General features: G+C 72.4%; 17 protein-coding genes. 12 read left to right on the forward strand and 5 right to left on the reverse strand.

Going from position 1 to position 16,450, the window contains the following annotated elements:
- The first annotated feature begins 43 nt into the window (after positions 1-43).
- The 3 genes from FHX46_RS15580 to FHX46_RS15590 all read left to right on the forward strand — a co-directional run bounded on the left by FHX46_RS15580 (position 44) and on the right by FHX46_RS15590 (position 1,807).
- Positions 44-721: a hypothetical protein gene (locus tag FHX46_RS15580; RefSeq protein WP_167115072.1), complete on the forward strand. Its 678-nt coding sequence runs from the start codon at positions 44-46 to the stop codon at positions 719-721.
- 67 nt (positions 722-788) lie between these two features.
- Positions 789-1,124, forward strand: coding sequence for an L-rhamnose mutarotase (locus FHX46_RS15585; RefSeq protein ID WP_167115075.1), 336 nt, complete (start codon positions 789-791; stop codon positions 1,122-1,124).
- A gap of 5 nt (positions 1,125-1,129) precedes the next feature.
- Positions 1,130-1,807: a FadR/GntR family transcriptional regulator gene (locus FHX46_RS15590; RefSeq protein ID WP_167115078.1), complete on the forward strand. Its 678-nt coding sequence runs from the start codon at positions 1,130-1,132 to the stop codon at positions 1,805-1,807.
- A gap of 26 nt (positions 1,808-1,833) precedes the next feature.
- Here the strand turns inward: FHX46_RS15590 and FHX46_RS15595 are convergent, their stop codons facing one another.
- Positions 1,834-2,583 (reverse strand): SDR family NAD(P)-dependent oxidoreductase, encoded by a 750-nt coding sequence (locus FHX46_RS15595; RefSeq protein WP_167115081.1) that lies wholly within the window; start codon positions 2,581-2,583, stop codon positions 1,834-1,836.
- Positions 2,583-3,440, reverse strand: coding sequence for a fumarylacetoacetate hydrolase family protein (locus FHX46_RS15600; protein ID WP_167115084.1), 858 nt, complete (start codon positions 3,438-3,440; stop codon positions 2,583-2,585). Before FHX46_RS15600 ends, FHX46_RS15595 begins: the two co-directional genes overlap by 1 nt.
- Before the next feature lie 146 nt (positions 3,441-3,586).
- Between FHX46_RS15600 and FHX46_RS15605 the strand changes: the two genes are divergently transcribed.
- The 7 genes from FHX46_RS15605 (at position 3,587) to FHX46_RS15635 (ending at position 11,071) form a co-directional block, all read left to right on the forward strand.
- Positions 3,587-4,864 (forward strand): L-fuconate dehydratase, encoded by a 1,278-nt coding sequence (locus FHX46_RS15605; RefSeq protein ID WP_167115087.1) that lies wholly within the window; start codon positions 3,587-3,589, stop codon positions 4,862-4,864.
- The gene (locus FHX46_RS15610) at positions 4,857-5,810 is read left to right on the forward strand and encodes an aldo/keto reductase (RefSeq protein ID WP_167115090.1); all 954 of its coding nucleotides are present in this window, start codon (positions 4,857-4,859) and stop codon (positions 5,808-5,810) included. Before FHX46_RS15605 ends, FHX46_RS15610 begins: the two co-directional genes overlap by 8 nt.
- Positions 5,807-6,655: an amidohydrolase family protein gene (locus FHX46_RS15615; protein ID WP_167115093.1), complete on the forward strand. Its 849-nt coding sequence runs from the start codon at positions 5,807-5,809 to the stop codon at positions 6,653-6,655. The genes FHX46_RS15610 and FHX46_RS15615 overlap by 4 nt, the downstream gene beginning before the upstream one ends.
- Positions 6,655-8,232 (forward strand): sugar ABC transporter ATP-binding protein, encoded by a 1,578-nt coding sequence (locus FHX46_RS15620; RefSeq protein ID WP_167115095.1) that lies wholly within the window; start codon positions 6,655-6,657, stop codon positions 8,230-8,232. The genes FHX46_RS15615 and FHX46_RS15620 overlap by 1 nt, the downstream gene beginning before the upstream one ends.
- Positions 8,229-9,224 carry an ABC transporter permease gene (locus tag FHX46_RS15625; protein ID WP_167115098.1) on the forward strand — a complete coding sequence of 332 codons (996 nt, stop codon included), beginning with the start codon at positions 8,229-8,231 and terminating at the stop codon, positions 9,222-9,224. The genes FHX46_RS15620 and FHX46_RS15625 overlap by 4 nt, the downstream gene beginning before the upstream one ends.
- A 19-nt stretch (positions 9,225-9,243) precedes the next feature.
- Positions 9,244-10,212: an ABC transporter substrate-binding protein gene (locus tag FHX46_RS15630; protein WP_167115101.1), complete on the forward strand. Its 969-nt coding sequence runs from the start codon at positions 9,244-9,246 to the stop codon at positions 10,210-10,212.
- Between the two features lie 61 nt (positions 10,213-10,273).
- The gene (locus tag FHX46_RS15635; RefSeq protein WP_313886151.1) at positions 10,274-11,071 is read left to right on the forward strand and encodes an esterase/lipase family protein; all 798 of its coding nucleotides are present in this window, start codon (positions 10,274-10,276) and stop codon (positions 11,069-11,071) included.
- On the opposite strand, the gene FHX46_RS15640 is transcribed toward FHX46_RS15635, so the two are convergent.
- The 3 genes from FHX46_RS15640 to FHX46_RS15650 are packed head-to-tail and all read right to left on the reverse strand — an operon-like array spanning position 11,068 to position 13,930.
- Complete coding sequence (locus FHX46_RS15640) at positions 11,068-11,910, reverse strand: ABC transporter permease (RefSeq protein WP_167115104.1); 843 nt, start codon at positions 11,908-11,910, stop codon at positions 11,068-11,070. The two genes, FHX46_RS15635 and FHX46_RS15640, sit on opposite strands and share 4 nt — an antisense overlap.
- Positions 11,907-12,815, reverse strand: coding sequence for an ABC transporter ATP-binding protein (locus tag FHX46_RS15645; protein ID WP_167115107.1), 909 nt, complete (start codon positions 12,813-12,815; stop codon positions 11,907-11,909). Before FHX46_RS15645 ends, FHX46_RS15640 begins: the two co-directional genes overlap by 4 nt.
- Positions 12,812-13,930, reverse strand: a complete 1,119-nt coding sequence (locus FHX46_RS15650; RefSeq protein WP_313886152.1) for a hypothetical protein — start codon at positions 13,928-13,930, stop codon at positions 12,812-12,814. The genes FHX46_RS15645 and FHX46_RS15650 overlap by 4 nt, the downstream gene beginning before the upstream one ends.
- A 311-nt stretch (positions 13,931-14,241) precedes the next feature.
- Between FHX46_RS15650 and FHX46_RS15655 the strand changes: the two genes are divergently transcribed.
- On the forward strand, positions 14,242-15,678 hold the full coding sequence (locus FHX46_RS15655; RefSeq protein WP_167115110.1) for an MDR family MFS transporter: 1,437 nt from the start codon (positions 14,242-14,244) through the stop codon (positions 15,676-15,678).
- A 117-nt stretch (positions 15,679-15,795) separates the two neighbouring features.
- Entirely contained in the window at positions 15,796-16,413 is a 618-nt protein-coding gene (locus FHX46_RS15660; RefSeq protein WP_167115115.1) for an antibiotic biosynthesis monooxygenase, read from the forward strand.
- Positions 16,414-16,450: the final 37 nt, after the last annotated feature.

Below are 16,450 nucleotides of genomic sequence, written 5' to 3' on the forward strand. Positions count from 1 at the left end.
TGGAGCCGGGCGCGGTGACGGTGCGGTGGAGGATGATCCCCCCATGACTACCGATGACACGACGCTGCCCGCGTGGCGGCGTCCCACCGAGGGGGCGCACCGCTGGCCGGCGGCGCTGACGGTGGCCGTGGCGATCGGACTGCAACTCCTCCTCCCCGACCGCCTGGTGATCCACCCGCACTGGGTTCTCCCCGCGTTGTCGGCGCTGCTGCTGGTGACGCTCGTCGGCCTGGGCCCGCGCCGGGCGGCCGGGGACCACCGGCACGCGCGCAAGGTCGCGCTGAGCCTGCTGCTGGTGGTGAGCGCGGGCAACGCCGGCTCCGCCGTCCTGCTCGTCGGGCACATCCTGAACGGCTCGATCGGCGACCAGGCCGCGCCCCTGCTCGCCGCCGGCGCCAGCATCTACCTGACCAACATCGTGGTGTTCTCGTTGTGGTACTGGGAGTTCGACCGCGGCGGGCCGGCCGCCCGGGCCGCGGGCTCACGCGAGTTCCCGGACCTGCTGTTCCCCCAGATGGCCGACCCCAAGCTGGCCCCGCCGGACTGGGAACCGGTCTACCTGGACTACCTCTACCTGGCCTTCACCAACGCCACCGCGTTCAGCCCGACCGACGTCATGCCGCTCAAACCGTGGGCGAAGCTCACCATGCTGGCCCAGTCCGCGGTGTCGCTCGTCCTCGTGGTGCTCGTCGTCGCCCGGGCGGTCAACATCCTGCACTGAGCCGGCCCGGGGCTGACCCGGAAAGATCCGATGTATCCTGCCGCTACACATCGGACAGGGAGCGGGTATGCCGGAGATCGCGCTGCACACGGAGCTGAAGCCCGGTGCAGAGCTCGACTACGAGACCGTCCACCGGTCCATCCCCTCCGATGTGGCGGCGGCGCTGGTGGAGAGCGGCGTGCGGAACTGGCGGATCTGGCGCGACGGCACCCACCTGTTCCACCTCGTCGAGGTCGACGACTACCACCGCATGCGGGACGCGCTGCGGAACCACCCGGCGAACGTGCGCTGGCAGGCGACCGTCGGCCCGCTGCACGCGAAGCCGGACGACTACTCCGGCACCGATGACGGTCTCCCGCTGCTGTGGAGCCTCACCGGGCAGCTGGCCGGGAAGGATCACTGAGCCGCATGTCCGTCACCGACGACGCCATCGAGGCGATCAAGCAGATGATCGTCGACGGCGAACTGCGCCCCGGCGACCGCCTGCCCCGCGAGGCCGACCTCGCGGACCGGCTCGGCCTGTCCCGCAACTCGCTGCGTGAGGCCGTGCGCGCGCTGTCGCTCATCCACGTGCTGGACGTCCGGCGCGGCGACGGCACGTACGTGACGAGCCTGGAACCGTCGCTGCTGATGGACGCGATGGGGTTCGTCGTGGACTTCCACCGCGACGACACCGTGCTGCAGTTCCTGGAGGCCCGCCGCGTCATCGAGCCGGCCGTCACCGAGATGGCCGCACGGCAGATGCCCGACGAGGAGATCGCGGCGCTGGCGAAGCTGCTCGACTCGCTCGGCGACGAGCCGACGGTGGACCAGCTGGTGGAAAACGACCTGGAGTTCCACCGCCGGATCGCGACTGCGTGCGGCAACCCGGTGCTCGCGTCGTTGCTGGAGAGCCTGTCCGGGCGCACCCAGCGCGCCCGGACGTGGCGCGGCATCACGCAGGAGGGCGTGAGCGAACGGACGCTCGCCGAACATCGCGCGATCCAGCAGGCACTGGCCGCCCGTCAGCCCGATGTGGCCCGCGCCGCCGCGACCGTGCACATCGCGGGCGTGGAGCAGTGGCTGCGCCAGGCCCTGCTGGGCTGACCGCACGGAGGGGCCCGGGCGCGCGGTCAGCGCGGCCGCAGCCGCAGCTCCTGCATACCGCCGTCCACCGCGATCCCGGCCCCGGCCGTGGACGTCGCCAGCGGGCTGGCCAGGTACAGCACGGCGTGCGCGATCTCCTGCGGCGACACCAGCCGGCCGTGCGGCTGCCGCGCCTCCAGCGCCGCGCGTTCGGCGTCCGGATCGGCGGCGCGCTGCAGCAGACGGCCGATCCACGGGGTGTCCGCGGTGCCCGGGTGGACGCAGTTGACGCGGATCCCCTCGGCCAGGTGGTCGGCGGCCATCGCCCGGGTCAAGGCCGCGACGCCGCCCTTCGACGCGGAATAGAGCGCCCGCTGCGGCAACCCGGCGGTCGCGGCGATCGACCCGATGTTCACGATCGCCGCCGCCCGCGATCGGCGCAGGTGCGGCAGCGCCGCGCGGCTGACGCGCATCATGCCGAGCAGGTTGACGTCGAGCACCCGCTGCCACTCGGCGTCGTCGTTGTCCTCGACGGTGCCCTGCGCACCGATGCCGGCGTTGTTGACCACGATGTCCAGGCCGCCGAAGCGGTCCACGACCGCCGCGATCGCCTGCCGCACCGACGCGTCGTCGGTGACGTCGGCCCGCACGCCGAGCAATCCGTCCCCGTCGTCCACCGCCTGCAGATCGAGGGCGGCCACCCGCGCGCCCCGCTCGTGCAGCGCCGCCACCACCGCGGCGCCGATCCCGGACGCCCCGCCGGTCACCACCGCGACCAGCCCGTCGAACTCGCCCATCACGCCACCTCCGCCGCCACGAACTCCTGACGCTGCCTGCCCAGGCCCTCGATCTCGAGCTCCACCACGTCCCCCGGCCGCAGGTACGGGTACTTCCCGGACAGCGCCACGCCCTGCGGGGTGCCGGTGAGGATCACGTCGCCCGGCTCCAGCGCGAGGTAACGGCTCAGGTGCCACACCAGGTGCTCGACGCCGAAGATCATGTCCGCCGTGGTGGAGTCCTGGCGCGGCTCGCCGTTGACCCAGCTGCGCAACCGCAGGTTGCCGTGGTCCACCTCGCCGGCGGGCACCAGCCACGGCCCGAGCGGGCTGAACCCGGGCGCGCACTTGCCCTTGCTCCACTGCCCGCCGGAGTCGACGAGCTGGTACTGCCGCTCGGACACGTCGTTGCCGACCACGAACCCGGCCACGTGCTCCAGGCTCCGCGACGGCGAGTCGAGGTAGAGGGCGCGCTTGCCGATGACGACGCCCAGCTCGACCTCCCAGTCGGTGCGCTCGCTGCCCGGTGGGATCGTCACCGGATCGTGCGGCCCCGCGACGGTGCCGGGGGTCTTGAGGAACAGGATCGGCACCTCCGGCGGCGCCGAGCCCGACTCGGCCGCGTGCTCGGCGTAGTTCATGCCGATGCAGAGGATCGCGCCCGGCCGCGCGATGGGCGCGCCGAGGCGCATCGTGTCGGCGTCCCCCAGCTCCGGCAGTTCACCCGCCTCGACGGCGGACCGCGCCGCCGCGACACCGCCCGAGGCGAGGAACGCGCCGTCGACGTCGGCCGTCAGCCCGGACAGGTCGTAAGTCGTGTCCCCGGCGACGACAGCGGGACGTTCCTGGCCCACGGGGCCGAGGCGGACAAAGTGCACGGTTCACTTCCTCACGGTATTGGTCGGGTCTCTTCTCCCAGGTCGTCGAAATCGTAGAGCAACTTTCCCGGACCGCGCGAGCCTTGACGGCGCAGACATCGGATCTCTATCGTCTGCCACACCCAGACGTACAAGGGAGTGGGTCCGTGGCACGCATCGTCGCCCTGCACACGCACGACGTCCGGTTCCCGACGTCCCGGACGCTCGACGGGTCGGACGCGATGAACCCGGACCCCGACTACTCGGCGGCCTACCTGCGGCTGGTCACCGACGCCGCCGACGGTCTGGAGGGACACGGGTTCGTGTTCACCATCGGCCGCGGCAACGACGTGCAGGTCGCCGCGCTCCGCGCGCTGGAGGGCCACCTGCTCGGCCGGGACGTGGACGCGCTGCTCGCCGACCTGGGCGGGGTGTGGCGCGAACTGGTACACGACTCGCAGCTGCGCTGGCTCGGTCCCGAGAAGGGGATCATGCACATGGCCATCGGCGCGGCCGTCACCGCGCTGTGGGACCTGCGCGCCAAACGTGAGGGCAAACCGTTGTGGCAGTTGCTGTCCTCGCTCAGCCCGGAGGAGATCGTCGACCTGGTCGACTTCCGGTACCTCACCGACGCGCTGACGCGGGACGAGGCGCTGGACATCCTGCGTGCCGCGCAACCCGGCCGCGCCGAACGGGAGGCCCGGTTGCTCAGCGAGGGCTACCCCGCCTACACCACGACGCCCGGCTGGCTCGGCTACGACGACGCCAAGCTGGCCCGGCTGTGCCGGGAGGCGGTGGCCGACGGGTTCGGCCAGATCAAACTCAAGGTGGGCGCCGATCTCGACGAGGACGTGCGGCGCCTGCGGATCGCCCGCGAGGTGTGCGGTCCGGACGTCCGCATCGCGGTGGACGCCAACCAGCGCTGGGACGTCGGCGACGCGATCCGGTGGCTGGAGCGGCTGCGGCCGTTCGACATCGCCTGGATCGAGGAGCCCACCAGTCCGGACGACATCCTCGGCCACGCCGCGATCGCCCGGGCGGTCGCGCCCATCCCGGTGGCCACCGGCGAGCACGGCGCCAACCGCGTGCTGTTCAAACAGATGCTGCAGGCGAACGCGTTGTCGGTGCTCCAGCTCGACGCCACCCGGGTCGGCGGTGTGAACGAGAACATCGCGATCCTGTTGCTGGCCGCGAAGTTCGGCGTCCGGGTGTGCCCGCACGCCGGCGGGGTGGGCCTGTGCGAGGCGGTGCAGCACCTGGCGATGTTCGACTACGTCGCGGTGTCGGGCACGGCCGAGGACCGGATGATCGAGTTCGTCGACCACCTGCACGAGCACTTCGTCACCCCGGTCGACGTCCACGATGGACGGTACTTCGCGCCCAAGGCGCCCGGGGCCGGGACCGAGATGCACGCCTCCTCGCTCGCGGAGTACGCCCATGGTTAATCTCCCCGGCCCCTTCGCGTTCGGCGCGGCGAACCTGGGCAACCTCTACTCGCCGATGAGCGACGAGCAGGCGCACGCGGTGCTGGCGGCGGCGTGGGACTGCGGGATCCGCTACTTCGACACCGCGCCGCACTACGGTCTCGGCCTGTCCGAGCGCCGGCTGGGCGCTTTCCTGGCCGGCCGCCCGCGGGCGGAGTTCGTGGTGTCGACCAAGGTCGGCCGGCTGCTGGTGCCCGACCCGGCGGGCGCGGACCGGCTGGACGAGGCGAACCAGTTCGCCGTGCCGGCCGATCACCGCCGGGTGTGGGACTTCACCGCCGGCGGGGTGCGGCGCAGTCTGGAGGAGTCGCTGACCCGGATGGGTCTGGACTCGGTCGACGTGGTCTACCTGCACGACCCGGAGGAGTACGACCTGCCCGCGGCCCTGGCCTCCGGGCTGCCCGCGCTCGCCGCGCTGCGTGAGGAGGGCCTGGTGCGGGCGATCGGCGTCGGCTCGAAGTCGGTGACCGCGCTGGCCGCCGCGGCCCGCTCCGGCGTGGCCGACCTCCTGATGGTCGCCGGCCGGTTCACCCTGCTCGACCAGACGGCGATGGACGACGTGCTGCCCGAGTGCGGCGACCGCCGGGTCGGGGTCGCGGTCGCCAGCGTGTTCAACTCCGGGCTGCTCGCCACCCCGGAACCGTCGGCGTCGAGCCGTTTCGACTACGCCGCCGCGCCCCCGGACGTCCTGGTCACCGCGCGCGAGATCGCCGCCGTCTGCGCCGAGTTCGGCGTGGACCTGCCCACCGCCGCGCTGCACTTCCCGCTGCGGGATCCCACGGTGCACGCGGTGGTCGCCGGCGCCGCGACGCCTGGGGAGATCCGGGAGAACGACCGGCGGCTGCGGACGCACGTGCCCGCAGAACTGTGGCCGACACTGCGGGACAAGGGGCTGATCCGGGCATGAGCACCGATTTCGTCGTGGACACCCACCTGCACCTGTGGGACCTCACCGTCGGCGAGTACGCGTGGCTGCCGCCGGAGGGGCCGCTGCACGCCACCTTCACCGCGGAGCAGGCCCGGCATGAACTCGACGCCGCGGGCATCGCCGCCGCGGTGCTGGTGCAGGCCGAGGACTCCGAGACCGACACCGAGTTCCTGCTCGCGCAGGCCGACCGCCACGACTGGATCGCCGGGGTGGTCGGCTGGGTCCGCCTCGACGAGCCGGACACCGCACTGCGGCAGCTGGACCGCTGGCAGCAGCACCCGGCGTTCCGCGGCGTGCGGCACCTCGTGCACGACGATCCGCGCGAGGACTTCCTGGAACTGCCCGCGGTGCGCCGGTCACTCACCGCGCTCGCCGAGCGCGGCCTGCCCTTCGACGTGCCGGACGCCTGGCCCCGGCACCTCGCCCGGGTCGCCGATCTGGCCGCCGCGCTGCCGGAGCTGACGATCGTGGTCGACCACCTCGGCAAGCCACCGGGGGATCCGGCGGAGTTCCGGAACTGGGAGGCGACGCTGCGGTCGGTCGCCGCGCACCCGAACACGGTCGCCAAGGTCTCCGGGCTGCAACGGCCCGGAGAACCACTCACCGTCGCCGCGGCGCGACCGGCCGTCGCGGTCGCGTTCGAGGCCTTCGGTCCGCGGCGGCTGATGTACGGCGGCGACTGGCCGATGACCGTCCCCAGTGGAGGGTACCGCCCAACCTGGGAAACCGTTTCGACACTGTTCGGTGAGCTGTCCGAGACCGAACGGTCCGATGTGTTGTCCGGTACCGCGAGCGCGGTCTACGGTGTGGCGGAGCGGGTGTGATGAGCGGGGTCGCGACGATGACTGAGCCACTGCTCGAGGTCGAGGGCGTGAACAAGACCTTCCCCGGTGTCCGTGCGCTGCACGACATGCGGCTGGAGTTGCGTTCCGGCGAAGTGCTCGCGCTGGTCGGCGAGAACGGTGCCGGGAAGTCCACCCTGATGAAGCTGCTGTCGGGCATCCACCGGGCCGACTCCGGGCATTTCCGGCTGCGCGGCGAGCCGTACCAGCCGGCCGGCCCGCGGCACGCGCTCGAACTGGGCATCAGCATCATCCACCAGGAGTTCAACCTGGTGCCGCACCTGACGGTCGCGCAGAACATCTTCATCGGGCGGGAACCGCGGCGCGGGCGGCTGCTGCTGGACGAGCGCAAGCTCAACACCGGCGCCGCGGAGCTGCTGGACCGGCTGCACCTGCGGCTGGACCCCCGCGCGGTGGTCGGCGGGCTGACGGTGGCCAACCAGCAGATGGTGGAGATCGCCAAGGCGCTGTCCTACGACCCGCGCGTGCTGATCATGGACGAGCCGACCGCGGCGCTCAACGACGCCGAGGTGGAAACCCTGCACGAACTGATCCGGCGGTTCGTGCGGCCCGGCACCGGCGTCATCTACATCTCCCACCGGATCGAGGAGATCAAGCGCATCGCCGACCGGGTCACCGTGATCCGCGACGGCGAGTACATCGACACCCTCGACATGGCCACCGCGGCCACCCCGGACATCATCGCGCTGATGGTGGGCCGGCCCATCGACACCGAAGCCCGGCCGGAGGGGGTGCAGCAGGACCGGGAGGTCGTGCTGCGCGTCGAGGGCCTGCGCACCCGGGACCTGCTCAAGGACGTGTCGTTCGACCTGCGGCACGGCGAGATCCTCGGGTTCGCCGGGCTGATGGGCGCCGGCCGCACCGAGGTCGCCCGCGCCCTCGTCGGCGCCGACAAGGCGGAGGCCGGCACGGTGACCCTGCACGGCAAGCCGGTCCGCATCGCCAACCCCGCCGACGCCGCCCGCCTCGGTGTGGGCTACCTGTCCGAGGACCGGAAACGGTACGGGCTGCTGCTGGACCAGGACGTCAAGGCCAACATCGCGCTGTCCGCGCTGCGCGACCAGTTCACCCGCGGCGGGTTCGTCCGCGACGGCGCCCTGCGTGCCAAGGTCGAGAGCTACATCGGCACCTTGCGGATCAAGACGCCGTCGCTGGACCAGACCACCAAGAACCTCTCCGGTGGCAACCAGCAGAAGGTCGTCATCGCCAAGTGGCTGGCCAAGGACTGCGACGTCCTCATCTTCGACGAACCGACCCGCGGGATCGACGTCGGCGCGAAAGAGGAGATCTACCAGCTGCTCAACGAGCTCACCGCGCAGGGCAAGTCGATCATCATGATCTCCTCCGAGCTCCCCGAGATCCTGCGCATGTCGCACCGCGTCGTGGTGATGAGCGAGGGCCGCGTCACCCGCGTGCTCGGCGCCGCCGAAGCGACCCAGGAGAACATCATGCACTTCGCGACCCTGCGGCCGGACGAGAACCCCGCCGACGCCGCCGAGCTCGGACTCGCTCCCGAAGAGAAGGCAGGACAGGCATGACCACGGTCAAGGCTCCGGTGGCGGAGCGGCAGCAGGCCGGCGGCGTGGCCGGCGCGATCAAGAGCAGGCTCCAGCAACTGCTGGCGTTCGCGAGCCTCATCGTGATCTACGCTTTCTTCTCGATCGTCAGCCCGTTCTTCTTCTCCTACGGCAACTTCATCGCCATCCTGTTCTCCACGGTGGTGATCGGGACCCTCGCGGTCGGCACCACGTTCGTCATCATCACCGGCGGCATCGACCTGTCCATCGGCACCGGGATGGCGCTGTGCGCGGTCATGTCCGGGGTGTTCATCGTGAACATGGGACTGCCGCTGGCCGTCGGGGTGCCGCTGGCGATCCTGTTCGGCGGGCTGATCGGGCTGGTCAACGGGATCAACGTGGCCCTGCTGAAGATCCCGCCGTTCATCGCGACGCTGGCGATGATGCTCGTCGCCGAGGGGCTGGCGCTCGTGCTGTCGCACAGCACCCCCATCTACTTCAGCAACTCGCCCGGCTACATCGAGATCTCGGCGGGCAACCTGATCCCGAACGTGCCCAACGCGGTGCTGATCCTGCTGGTGATCGCGATCATCGCGGGCGTGCTGCTGACCAAGAGCGTGCTCGGCCGCTACACCTACTCCATCGGCAGCAACGAGGAGGCCACGGCACTGTCCGGCATCGACGTGCGCCGGTGGAAGCTCGGGATCTACACGTTCGCGGGGCTGTTCATCGGTCTGGCCGGCGTGATGATCTCGGCCCGGCTGGGGTCGGCGCAGCCGGCCACCGGCATGGGGTACGAGCTGCAGGCGATCGCCGCCGTGGTGATCGGCGGGACGTCGCTGTCCGGCGGCAAGGGATCGATCCTCGGCACCCTGATCGGTGCGCTGATCATCTCGGTGCTCAACAACGGGTTGCAGATCATGTCCATCCCGCAGGAGTGGCAGAACGTCATCCTCGGGTGCGTGATCCTGGTGGCCGTCTACACCGACCGGATCCGGAAACGGGAAGCCTGAAAGAACAAAGGAGTTCTTGATGAGGACTAAAAGGTTCGCCGCAGCGGCCGCCGCCGCCCTGCTGGCGCTGACGCTGGGCGCGTGCGGCCAGGGCGGGAACTCCGCCGGCGGCGGCGGTAACGGCCCGCTCATCTCGATCGTGTCCAAGGGCTTCCAGCACCAGTTCTGGCAGGCTGTGAAGAAGGGCGCCGAGGACGAGGCCGCCGCCAAGGGCGCGCGCACCACGTTCGTCGGCCCGGCCACCGAGAAGGACGTCGAGCAGCAGGTCAACATGCTCACCAACGAGCTGGCCAAGTCGCCGCAGGCGCTCGGGTTCGCGGCGCTGGACTCGCGGGCCGCCGCCCCGCTGCTGCAGCAGGCGAAGTCGCAGAACATCCCGGTGATCGCGTTCGACTCCGGTGTGGACAGCGACATCCCGGTCACCACGGTTGCCACGGACAACAAGGCCGCGGCGGCCGAGGCGGCCAAGCACCTGGCGCAGCAGATCGGCGGACAGGGCAAGGTCGCGCTGGTCGTGCACGACCAGACGAGCCTGTCCGGCAAGGACCGGCGGGACGGGTTCCTGGACTGGATGGCGAAGAACGCGCCCGGTATCACGGTGCTGCCGCCCCAGTACGGTGGTGGTGACCAGCTGGAGTCGGCCAACATCACCAAGTCGATCATCTCGGCCAACCCCGACCTGAAGGGCATCTACGCCTCCAACGAGGGTTCGGCGATCGGCGTGCTCAAGGGTGTGCAGGAGAGCGGGAAGCAGGGCCTGACGGTGGTCGGGTTCGACTCCGGCAAGGCCCAGATCGACGCGATCAACAGCGGCCTCGAGTTCGGCGCGATCACCCAGGACCCGGTGGACATCGGGCGGCAACTGGTGGACGCCGCGCTGAAGGCGATCAACCACCAGCCGCTGCCCAAGCGGATCGACACCGCGTTCTACTGGTACGACAAGACCAACATCAACGACCCGAAGATCCAGGCGGCGCTCTACCAGTGACCGCCCGGGGACGGGCCGCGGAACACCTTCCGCGGCCCGTCCCGGTGGGTTTCCTCCTCCGGTGCGGGTTTCGGCTTGGTGGCGGGGTATCAGCCCACGCCGCCGTCTGCTGGTGATGCTCGTCGCCGCGGTGGCGGTGGCGGGTCTGCTCGCGGGCGCCCTCGCCGCCGGCCGTTCTGCGCCGGCCGGTGACGGGTGGCCGGCGCAGGACGACCCGGGTCCCGTGCTGCTGGTTCCCGGCTACGGTGGCGCGCAGGACGCGCTCGCCCGGCTCGCCGGCCGGATCCGGCAGGCGACCGGACGGCAGACCGAGGTGCTGACACTGCCGGACGGCGGCACCGGGGATCTGCTGGCCCAGGTCGCCGTCCTGGACGACGCGGCCGAGCGGGCGCGCGCCCGCGGGGCACCGTCGGTCGACGTGATCGGCTATTCGGCCGGCGGGGTGGTCGCCGGCTGGTGGGCCACCCAGGGCGGCGGCGAGCACCAGGCCCGCCGCCTGGTGACGCTGGGCGCGCCCCTGCACGGCACCCAGCTCGCGGCGGCCGCCGCGGCGCTCGACCCGTCCGCGTGCCCGGCCGCGTGCCGGCAGCTCGCCCCCGGCAGCGCGCTGCTGCGGCAGCTGCAGGCGCAGCCGGTGCCGGCCGCCCTCCCGTGGCTGTCGGTGTGGACCGAGCGCGACGAGGTGGTGGTGCCGCCCGACTCGGCCCGGATCGACGGCGCGGTGAACGTGCCGCTGCAAGCCGTGTGCCCGGCGGATCCCGCCGCCCACGGCGACCTGCCCACCGACCCGCAGGTCACCGCGCTCGTCCTGCGCGCGCTGGGCACCGCACCGCTGACCGCGCCGGCCGGCTGCGGCTAGCTGGTGATGTCCCGGGTGGCGAAGTTGGCCCAGGCGGCGCCGAAGAAGACGACGAGGTAACCGGCCTGCAGGAGCAGTCCCTGGTCGATGTTGCGCCACAGCACCGGATCGCGGAAGAAGTCGATCCAGGACAGCCAGTAGTGCGTCGGCAGGTACGGCTTCGCGGGAGCTGCGGCGTCCAGGGTTTCCAGCACCGAGCTGGTGATCAGCACCGCGAGACCGCCGAGGGCGGCGCCGAGCGCCGAGTCCGTCACGGTGGACAGGAACAGCGTGATCGCGGCGAACCCGAGCATCGACACCACGATGTAGGCGACCGCGCCGAGCAGCCGCCACCCCAGTGCCGACGAGCTCAGCGCCGTGCCGGACATCGAGATCACCCCGGGTGGCGGCGCACCGCCACCGGCCACGCCGGGCTGCCCGCCGGTGCCGAACAGCAGCACCCCCACGGCCAGCGAGGTCAGGACCACGAGCGCGATCGCGGCCGTCACGTAGACGGCGACCGCGACGAGCTTCGCAACCAGCAGCCGGGTCCGGCCGACCGGCCGGGCGAGCAGGTACCGCAGCGTGCCGCCGGCGGCCTCGCCGGCGACCGCGTCCCCGGCGACGACCGCGACGGCGATCGGCAGGAACAACGGCAGCACCAGCGCGAGCGCGGCGGCCGGGTACAGCGAGCCGTCGGAGACCACCGCGGACAGGAACGCCGCGCCCTGCCCGGGTGGTGGGGCGAAGTCCGCGGTGGCCAGGAACACCGCGACGATCGCGGGCAGCAGGCACAACAGCCCCACGCTCACCCACATCCGCGGCCGCAGCACGAGTTTGCGCAGCTCCACCGCGATCACGGCGGCACCCCGAACCGGTCGGAGCCGGTGCCGGTGACCTCCAGCACGACCTGCTCCAGCGTCCGCCGTTCGGCGCGGATCGCGTGCACCCGCACGCCGGCCGCGACCAGCCGGGCGTTGAGCGCGGCCGGGTCGTCGTGCCGGACCACCAGCGCCTCACCGGCCCGCGACTCCAGGCGACCGTCGAGGACGGCGGCGGCCTGCGCCACGTCCGGCGTGGCGACCAGCACCCGGCCGGTCGGCTCGCGGAGCACGGCGAGGTCGTCCTCCAGCACGAGGCGGCCGCGGTCGACGATGCCGACGCGGGTGCACAGCTGCTCGACCTCGGCGAGCAGGTGGCTGGACAGGAACACCGTGGTGCCGTGGGCGTTCAGCTCGACGAGCAGGTCGCGAATCTCCTTGATGCCCTGCGGGTCCAGCCCGTTCGTGGGCTCGTCGAGCACGAGCAGCCGCGGGCGCCCGAGCAGGGCGGCGGCCAGCCCGAGACGCTGCCGCATGCCCAGGGAGTACGCCTTGACCGGGCGCTGGTCGACCGCCGCCAGCCCGACCCGGTCCAGGGCCTCCTCGATCCGGGCGCGCCGGGACCGCCGGGCACCGCCGCCCGCGGCGTCGAGCAGGACGAGGTTGCGGCGCCCGGACAAGTGGGCATACGCGCCCGGGCCCTCGACCAGGGCGCCGACCTGCGGCAGCACCTCCGCGGCCCGGCGCGGCATCGGACGGCCCAGCACCTCGATCTCGCCGCTGGAGGCGTAGACCAGGCCGAGCAGCATCCGGACCAGGGTCGTCTTGCCCGACCCGTTCGGTCCGAGGAAGCCGTACCGGTCGCCCTCGCGCACCCGCAGGTCCACGGCGTCGACGGCCACGGTGCGGCCGAACCGCTTGGTCAGCGCGTGCGTGGTGATCATCGTCCGCTCCGCTGGGCGAGCTCACCGGCGGCCGCGCGCAGCACCTCCGGGGTGACCAGGCCGGCGAGCAGGTACCCGCGGCCCCCTTCGTGGGGCTGCACCACGGCGAGCGACAGCGGCGGGATCGACAGGACCACCACGCTGCCCGCGGTCAGGGCCGATTTCGCCCCGCCGGCCGTGGCCGCCGCGTCGGCAACGGATCCGGCGACCTCCGGCGGCACCCGGACGACCGCGAACGCCGCGAGCCCGGGCCCGTAGAGGGCGACACCGTCCAGGCCCGAGGCGCGGGCGGGACGGCCGTGCAGCACCGGCGGCAACCGTGCGCTGCCGAGCGCGCGCAAGGCGCGGCTGAGGTCGGGAGCGGTGGTCAGGGTGAAGCTCGCGCCCGGCGCCAGATCGGGCGTGGCGATCACCGGCGCGGTCTCCTCGACGGCGTCGAACGTGCTCACCAGACCCGGCGCCCGCTGACCGCGCGCGGTCACCTCGACGCGCACCGGCAGCCCGGTGGCGGGATCGGCCCACAGGTCGGCCTGCCCGATGGCGGTGTCCGGATCGGCGGGCACCACCCGGAGTCCGGACGCGGCCACCCCTGCGACGTTCCGGCCGGGCAGGGCGTCCAGCCGGTCCCCCGGCGTGGCGTTCAGGAGCCACCGCGCCAGGTCGGGCGGGAGCAGGTCGCTCGCGCGCGGCAGCCGCAGCGCCGGTGTCCCGGTGAGCTCGGTGAGCGTCCGTGTGCCGTAGTCCCAGGTGTAGTCGGCGTCGGGCATCCGGTAGAGGTCCTGTTCGCCGGTGACGGTGAGGACGGCGACGCGGGAGCGGACGGGCCCGGCGTACCAGGCGTGCATGGTGGTCGTGGTGGCGAACAGCTTCGCGACGTCGCCGAGGTCCGGCAGATCGGGCAGCGCGAGCGCGCCGGTGCTGTGCGCGTATCCCTGGTACGGGACGGTGCCGGAACGCAGGACCAGCTCACGCAGCGCGGCCGGGTCCCGCGGCGGCCCGGACGGGCGCAGTGCGGCGACGACCAGGGGCGCCGTCAGCAGCGCCGCGGTCACCATGGCCACCACCGTCCAGCGGCGCCGTCTCGCGTCCCGCACGACCGCCAACGGCACCACCACCTCTGGGTTCCTTTGTACGCCCTGCGATCGTGCGGTTCGACGCGGAAATTCCCGGACCCGGGGACGGCACCCACCGGCCGCGACCCGGGCAGGTCCGGCGTGGACACCCGCGGCCCGTCTTCGGGACCACCGCCGACCGGGGTCACCACGGGAAATCCGGTGGACGCGGCCGGCACGCGCCCCGTATACAGGAGCAGGGGTTGTTTCCGCCTGCTGTCCTCCGGGACCGCGGCTGCGGTCGCTCCGGCGGGGCCGATGCCGTCTCCCCAGCCCCAGATCCCTTGCCACCACTGTCCCGTGAGGTGTTGTCCATGGCCGCCCCCGCGACCACTCCGTCCGGCGCGGCGGACACGACCCCGCCACGGTCCGGGCTGCTCATCGGCGTGCTCGTGGTGTCCGCGTTCGTGATGATCCTCAACGAGACGATCCTCAGCGTGGCGCTGCGCGACCTCACCGCCGACCTCGCCGTCTCGACCACCACCGTGCAGTGGCTGACCAGCGGGTTCCTGCTGACGATGGCCGTGGTCATCCCGACCACCGGGTTCCTGCTGGAACGGTTCACGCCGCGCCGGGTGTTCCTCGCGTCGCTGGGCCTGTTCAGCCTCGGCACCCTGGTGAGCGGGCTGGCGCCGGGCTTCGGCGTGCTGCTGGCCGGGCGCGTGGTGCAGGCGTGCGGTACCGCGGTGATGCTGCCGCTGCTGATGACCTCGGTGATGCGCCTGGTGCCCGCGCACAAACGGGGTGCGACGATGGGCACGATCACCATCGTCATCGCGGTGGCGCCGGCGATCGGCCCGACCATCGGCGGCGCGGTGCTGTCGTCGCTGACCTGGCGCTGGATGTTCTGGATCGTGCTGCCGCTGGCGCTGGCCGCGCTGTGCCTCGGCGCCGTCTGGTTCCACCTGGACGGCGCGACGCGGAAGGTGCCGCTGGACGTGCCGTCGGTGCTGCTGTCGGCGTTCGGGTTCGGCGGGGTGCTCTACGGCCTGGCCGGGATCGGCGAGGGTGGCGGCCACTCCCCCGTCGCGCCGTGGGTCCCGGTCGTCGCGGGGCTGGCCCTGCTCGCGGTCTTCACCTGGCGGCAGACGCGGCTGCAGCGCGCCGACCGGGCGCTGCTGGACCTGCGGCCGTTCACGCACCGCAGCTTCGTGATCGCGCTCGTGCTGGCCGCGCTGCTGTTCGTGTGCCTGCTCGGGGTCGCGTCGATCATGCTGCCGCTGTACCTGCAGACCGTGCTGCACACGAGCACGTTCGTCAGTGGCCTCGCGGTGCTGCCCGGCGGCCTGGCCCTCGGCCTGCTCGGCCGCCCGGTGGGCGCGTTGTTCGACCGGTTCGGCGCGCGGCCGCTGGTGATCCCCGGCGCGGTGGCGCTGGCGGTGTCGATGTGGTTGTTCGCCCTGCTCGGTCCCGGCTCACCCCTGGGCGCGGTGATCGCGATCCACGTGCTGCTGATGGCCGGGCTCGGGTTCATGATGACGCCGCTGATGACCGAGTCCCTCGGCGTGCTGCCGGACCACCTGTACTCGCACGGCAGCGCGATCCTGGCCACGCTCCAGCAGGTGGCGGGCGCGTTCGGCACCGCGGTGTTCGTCAGCGTCGCCACGCTCGGCAGCGCCGACCCGGCCGGACCGCCGGACGCGGCCGGCCTGCGCATCGCGTTCGTGGTGGCCGGCGTGGTCGGGGTGCTCGCCCTGGTGACGGCGCTGTTCGTGCGCCGCGCGCCGGCACCGGAACCCGTCGCCCGGTAGGCGCCGCGCCGCGTGACCTTCCGGCGGGTGTTGCGTTCCGCCATCCGGCGGCGCAAGGTGTAGGGCTACCGGCGGCGCCGCCGGGACGCCGCCTCGATCGGAGAGGGGGTGGACGGCGTGTTCGCACGTTCCACCACGATTCAGGCTCAGCAGGACACCCTCGACGCCGGCCTTTCCCACGTGCGTGACGAGACCATGCCCGAGTTGATGGACATGCCCGGTTTCGTCGGGCTCTCGCTGCTCATCGACCGCGACTCCGGGCGGTGCATCGTCACCACCTCCTGGGAATCGGCGGAGGCGATGCACGACACCGCGGACCGGGTACGCCCGCTGCGTGACCGCGCGATGGAGGTGATGGGCGGGGGCCGGCCGCAGGTCGACGAGTGGGAGATCGCGGTGCTGCACCGGGACCACCCGGCCCCGGAGGGCGCCTGCTGCCGCGTCACCTGGGTCCGCTTCGATCAGCTGGACCGCGCCCTGGACAGCTACCGGATGGGCCTGCTGCCCGAGCTGACGCAGTTCGGCGGCTTCTGCAGCGCCAGCCTGATGATCGACCGGGATTCCGGGCGGGCGGTCTCGTCGGTGACCTTCACCGACCGGCAGGCGATGGACTCCAGCCGCTCCCGGGCCGAGGAGCTGCGCTCGCGCATCACCGGCGAGGCCGGGGTCGAGATCCTCGAGGTGGGCGAGTTCGAGCTGGCCCTGGCACACCTGCGCGTGCCCGAGATGGCCTGACCGGAGACCGGCCGGGGCGCCGGGCGCCCCGGCCGGC

Source organism: Amycolatopsis viridis, from assembly GCF_011758765.1.
In the GTDB taxonomy this organism is placed as follows: domain Bacteria; phylum Actinomycetota; class Actinomycetes; order Mycobacteriales; family Pseudonocardiaceae; genus Amycolatopsis_E; species Amycolatopsis_E viridis.

What these genes read in the sequence shown, in the direction of transcription:
- FHX46_RS15580 (WP_167115072.1), top strand. Translation starts at nt 44, where the DNA reads ATGACTACCGATGACACGACGCTGCCCGCGTGGCGGCGTCCCACCGAG.
- FHX46_RS15595 (WP_167115081.1), bottom strand. Translation starts at nt 2,583, where the DNA reads ATGGGCGAGTTCGACGGGCTGGTCGCGGTGGTGACCGGCGGGGCGTCC.
- FHX46_RS15610 (WP_167115090.1), top strand. Translation starts at nt 4,857, where the DNA reads ATGGTTAATCTCCCCGGCCCCTTCGCGTTCGGCGCGGCGAACCTGGGC.
- FHX46_RS15625 (WP_167115098.1), top strand. Translation starts at nt 8,229, where the DNA reads ATGACCACGGTCAAGGCTCCGGTGGCGGAGCGGCAGCAGGCCGGCGGC.
- FHX46_RS15590 (WP_167115078.1), top strand. Translation starts at nt 1,130, where the DNA reads ATGTCCGTCACCGACGACGCCATCGAGGCGATCAAGCAGATGATCGTC.
- FHX46_RS15655 (WP_167115110.1), top strand. Translation starts at nt 14,242, where the DNA reads ATGGCCGCCCCCGCGACCACTCCGTCCGGCGCGGCGGACACGACCCCG.
- FHX46_RS15645 (WP_167115107.1), bottom strand. Translation starts at nt 12,815, where the DNA reads ATGATCACCACGCACGCGCTGACCAAGCGGTTCGGCCGCACCGTGGCC.
- FHX46_RS15615 (WP_167115093.1), top strand. Translation starts at nt 5,807, where the DNA reads ATGAGCACCGATTTCGTCGTGGACACCCACCTGCACCTGTGGGACCTC.
- FHX46_RS15585 (WP_167115075.1), top strand. Translation starts at nt 789, where the DNA reads ATGCCGGAGATCGCGCTGCACACGGAGCTGAAGCCCGGTGCAGAGCTC.
- FHX46_RS15630 (WP_167115101.1), top strand. Translation starts at nt 9,244, where the DNA reads ATGAGGACTAAAAGGTTCGCCGCAGCGGCCGCCGCCGCCCTGCTGGCG.
- FHX46_RS15620 (WP_167115095.1), top strand. Translation starts at nt 6,655, where the DNA reads ATGAGCGGGGTCGCGACGATGACTGAGCCACTGCTCGAGGTCGAGGGC.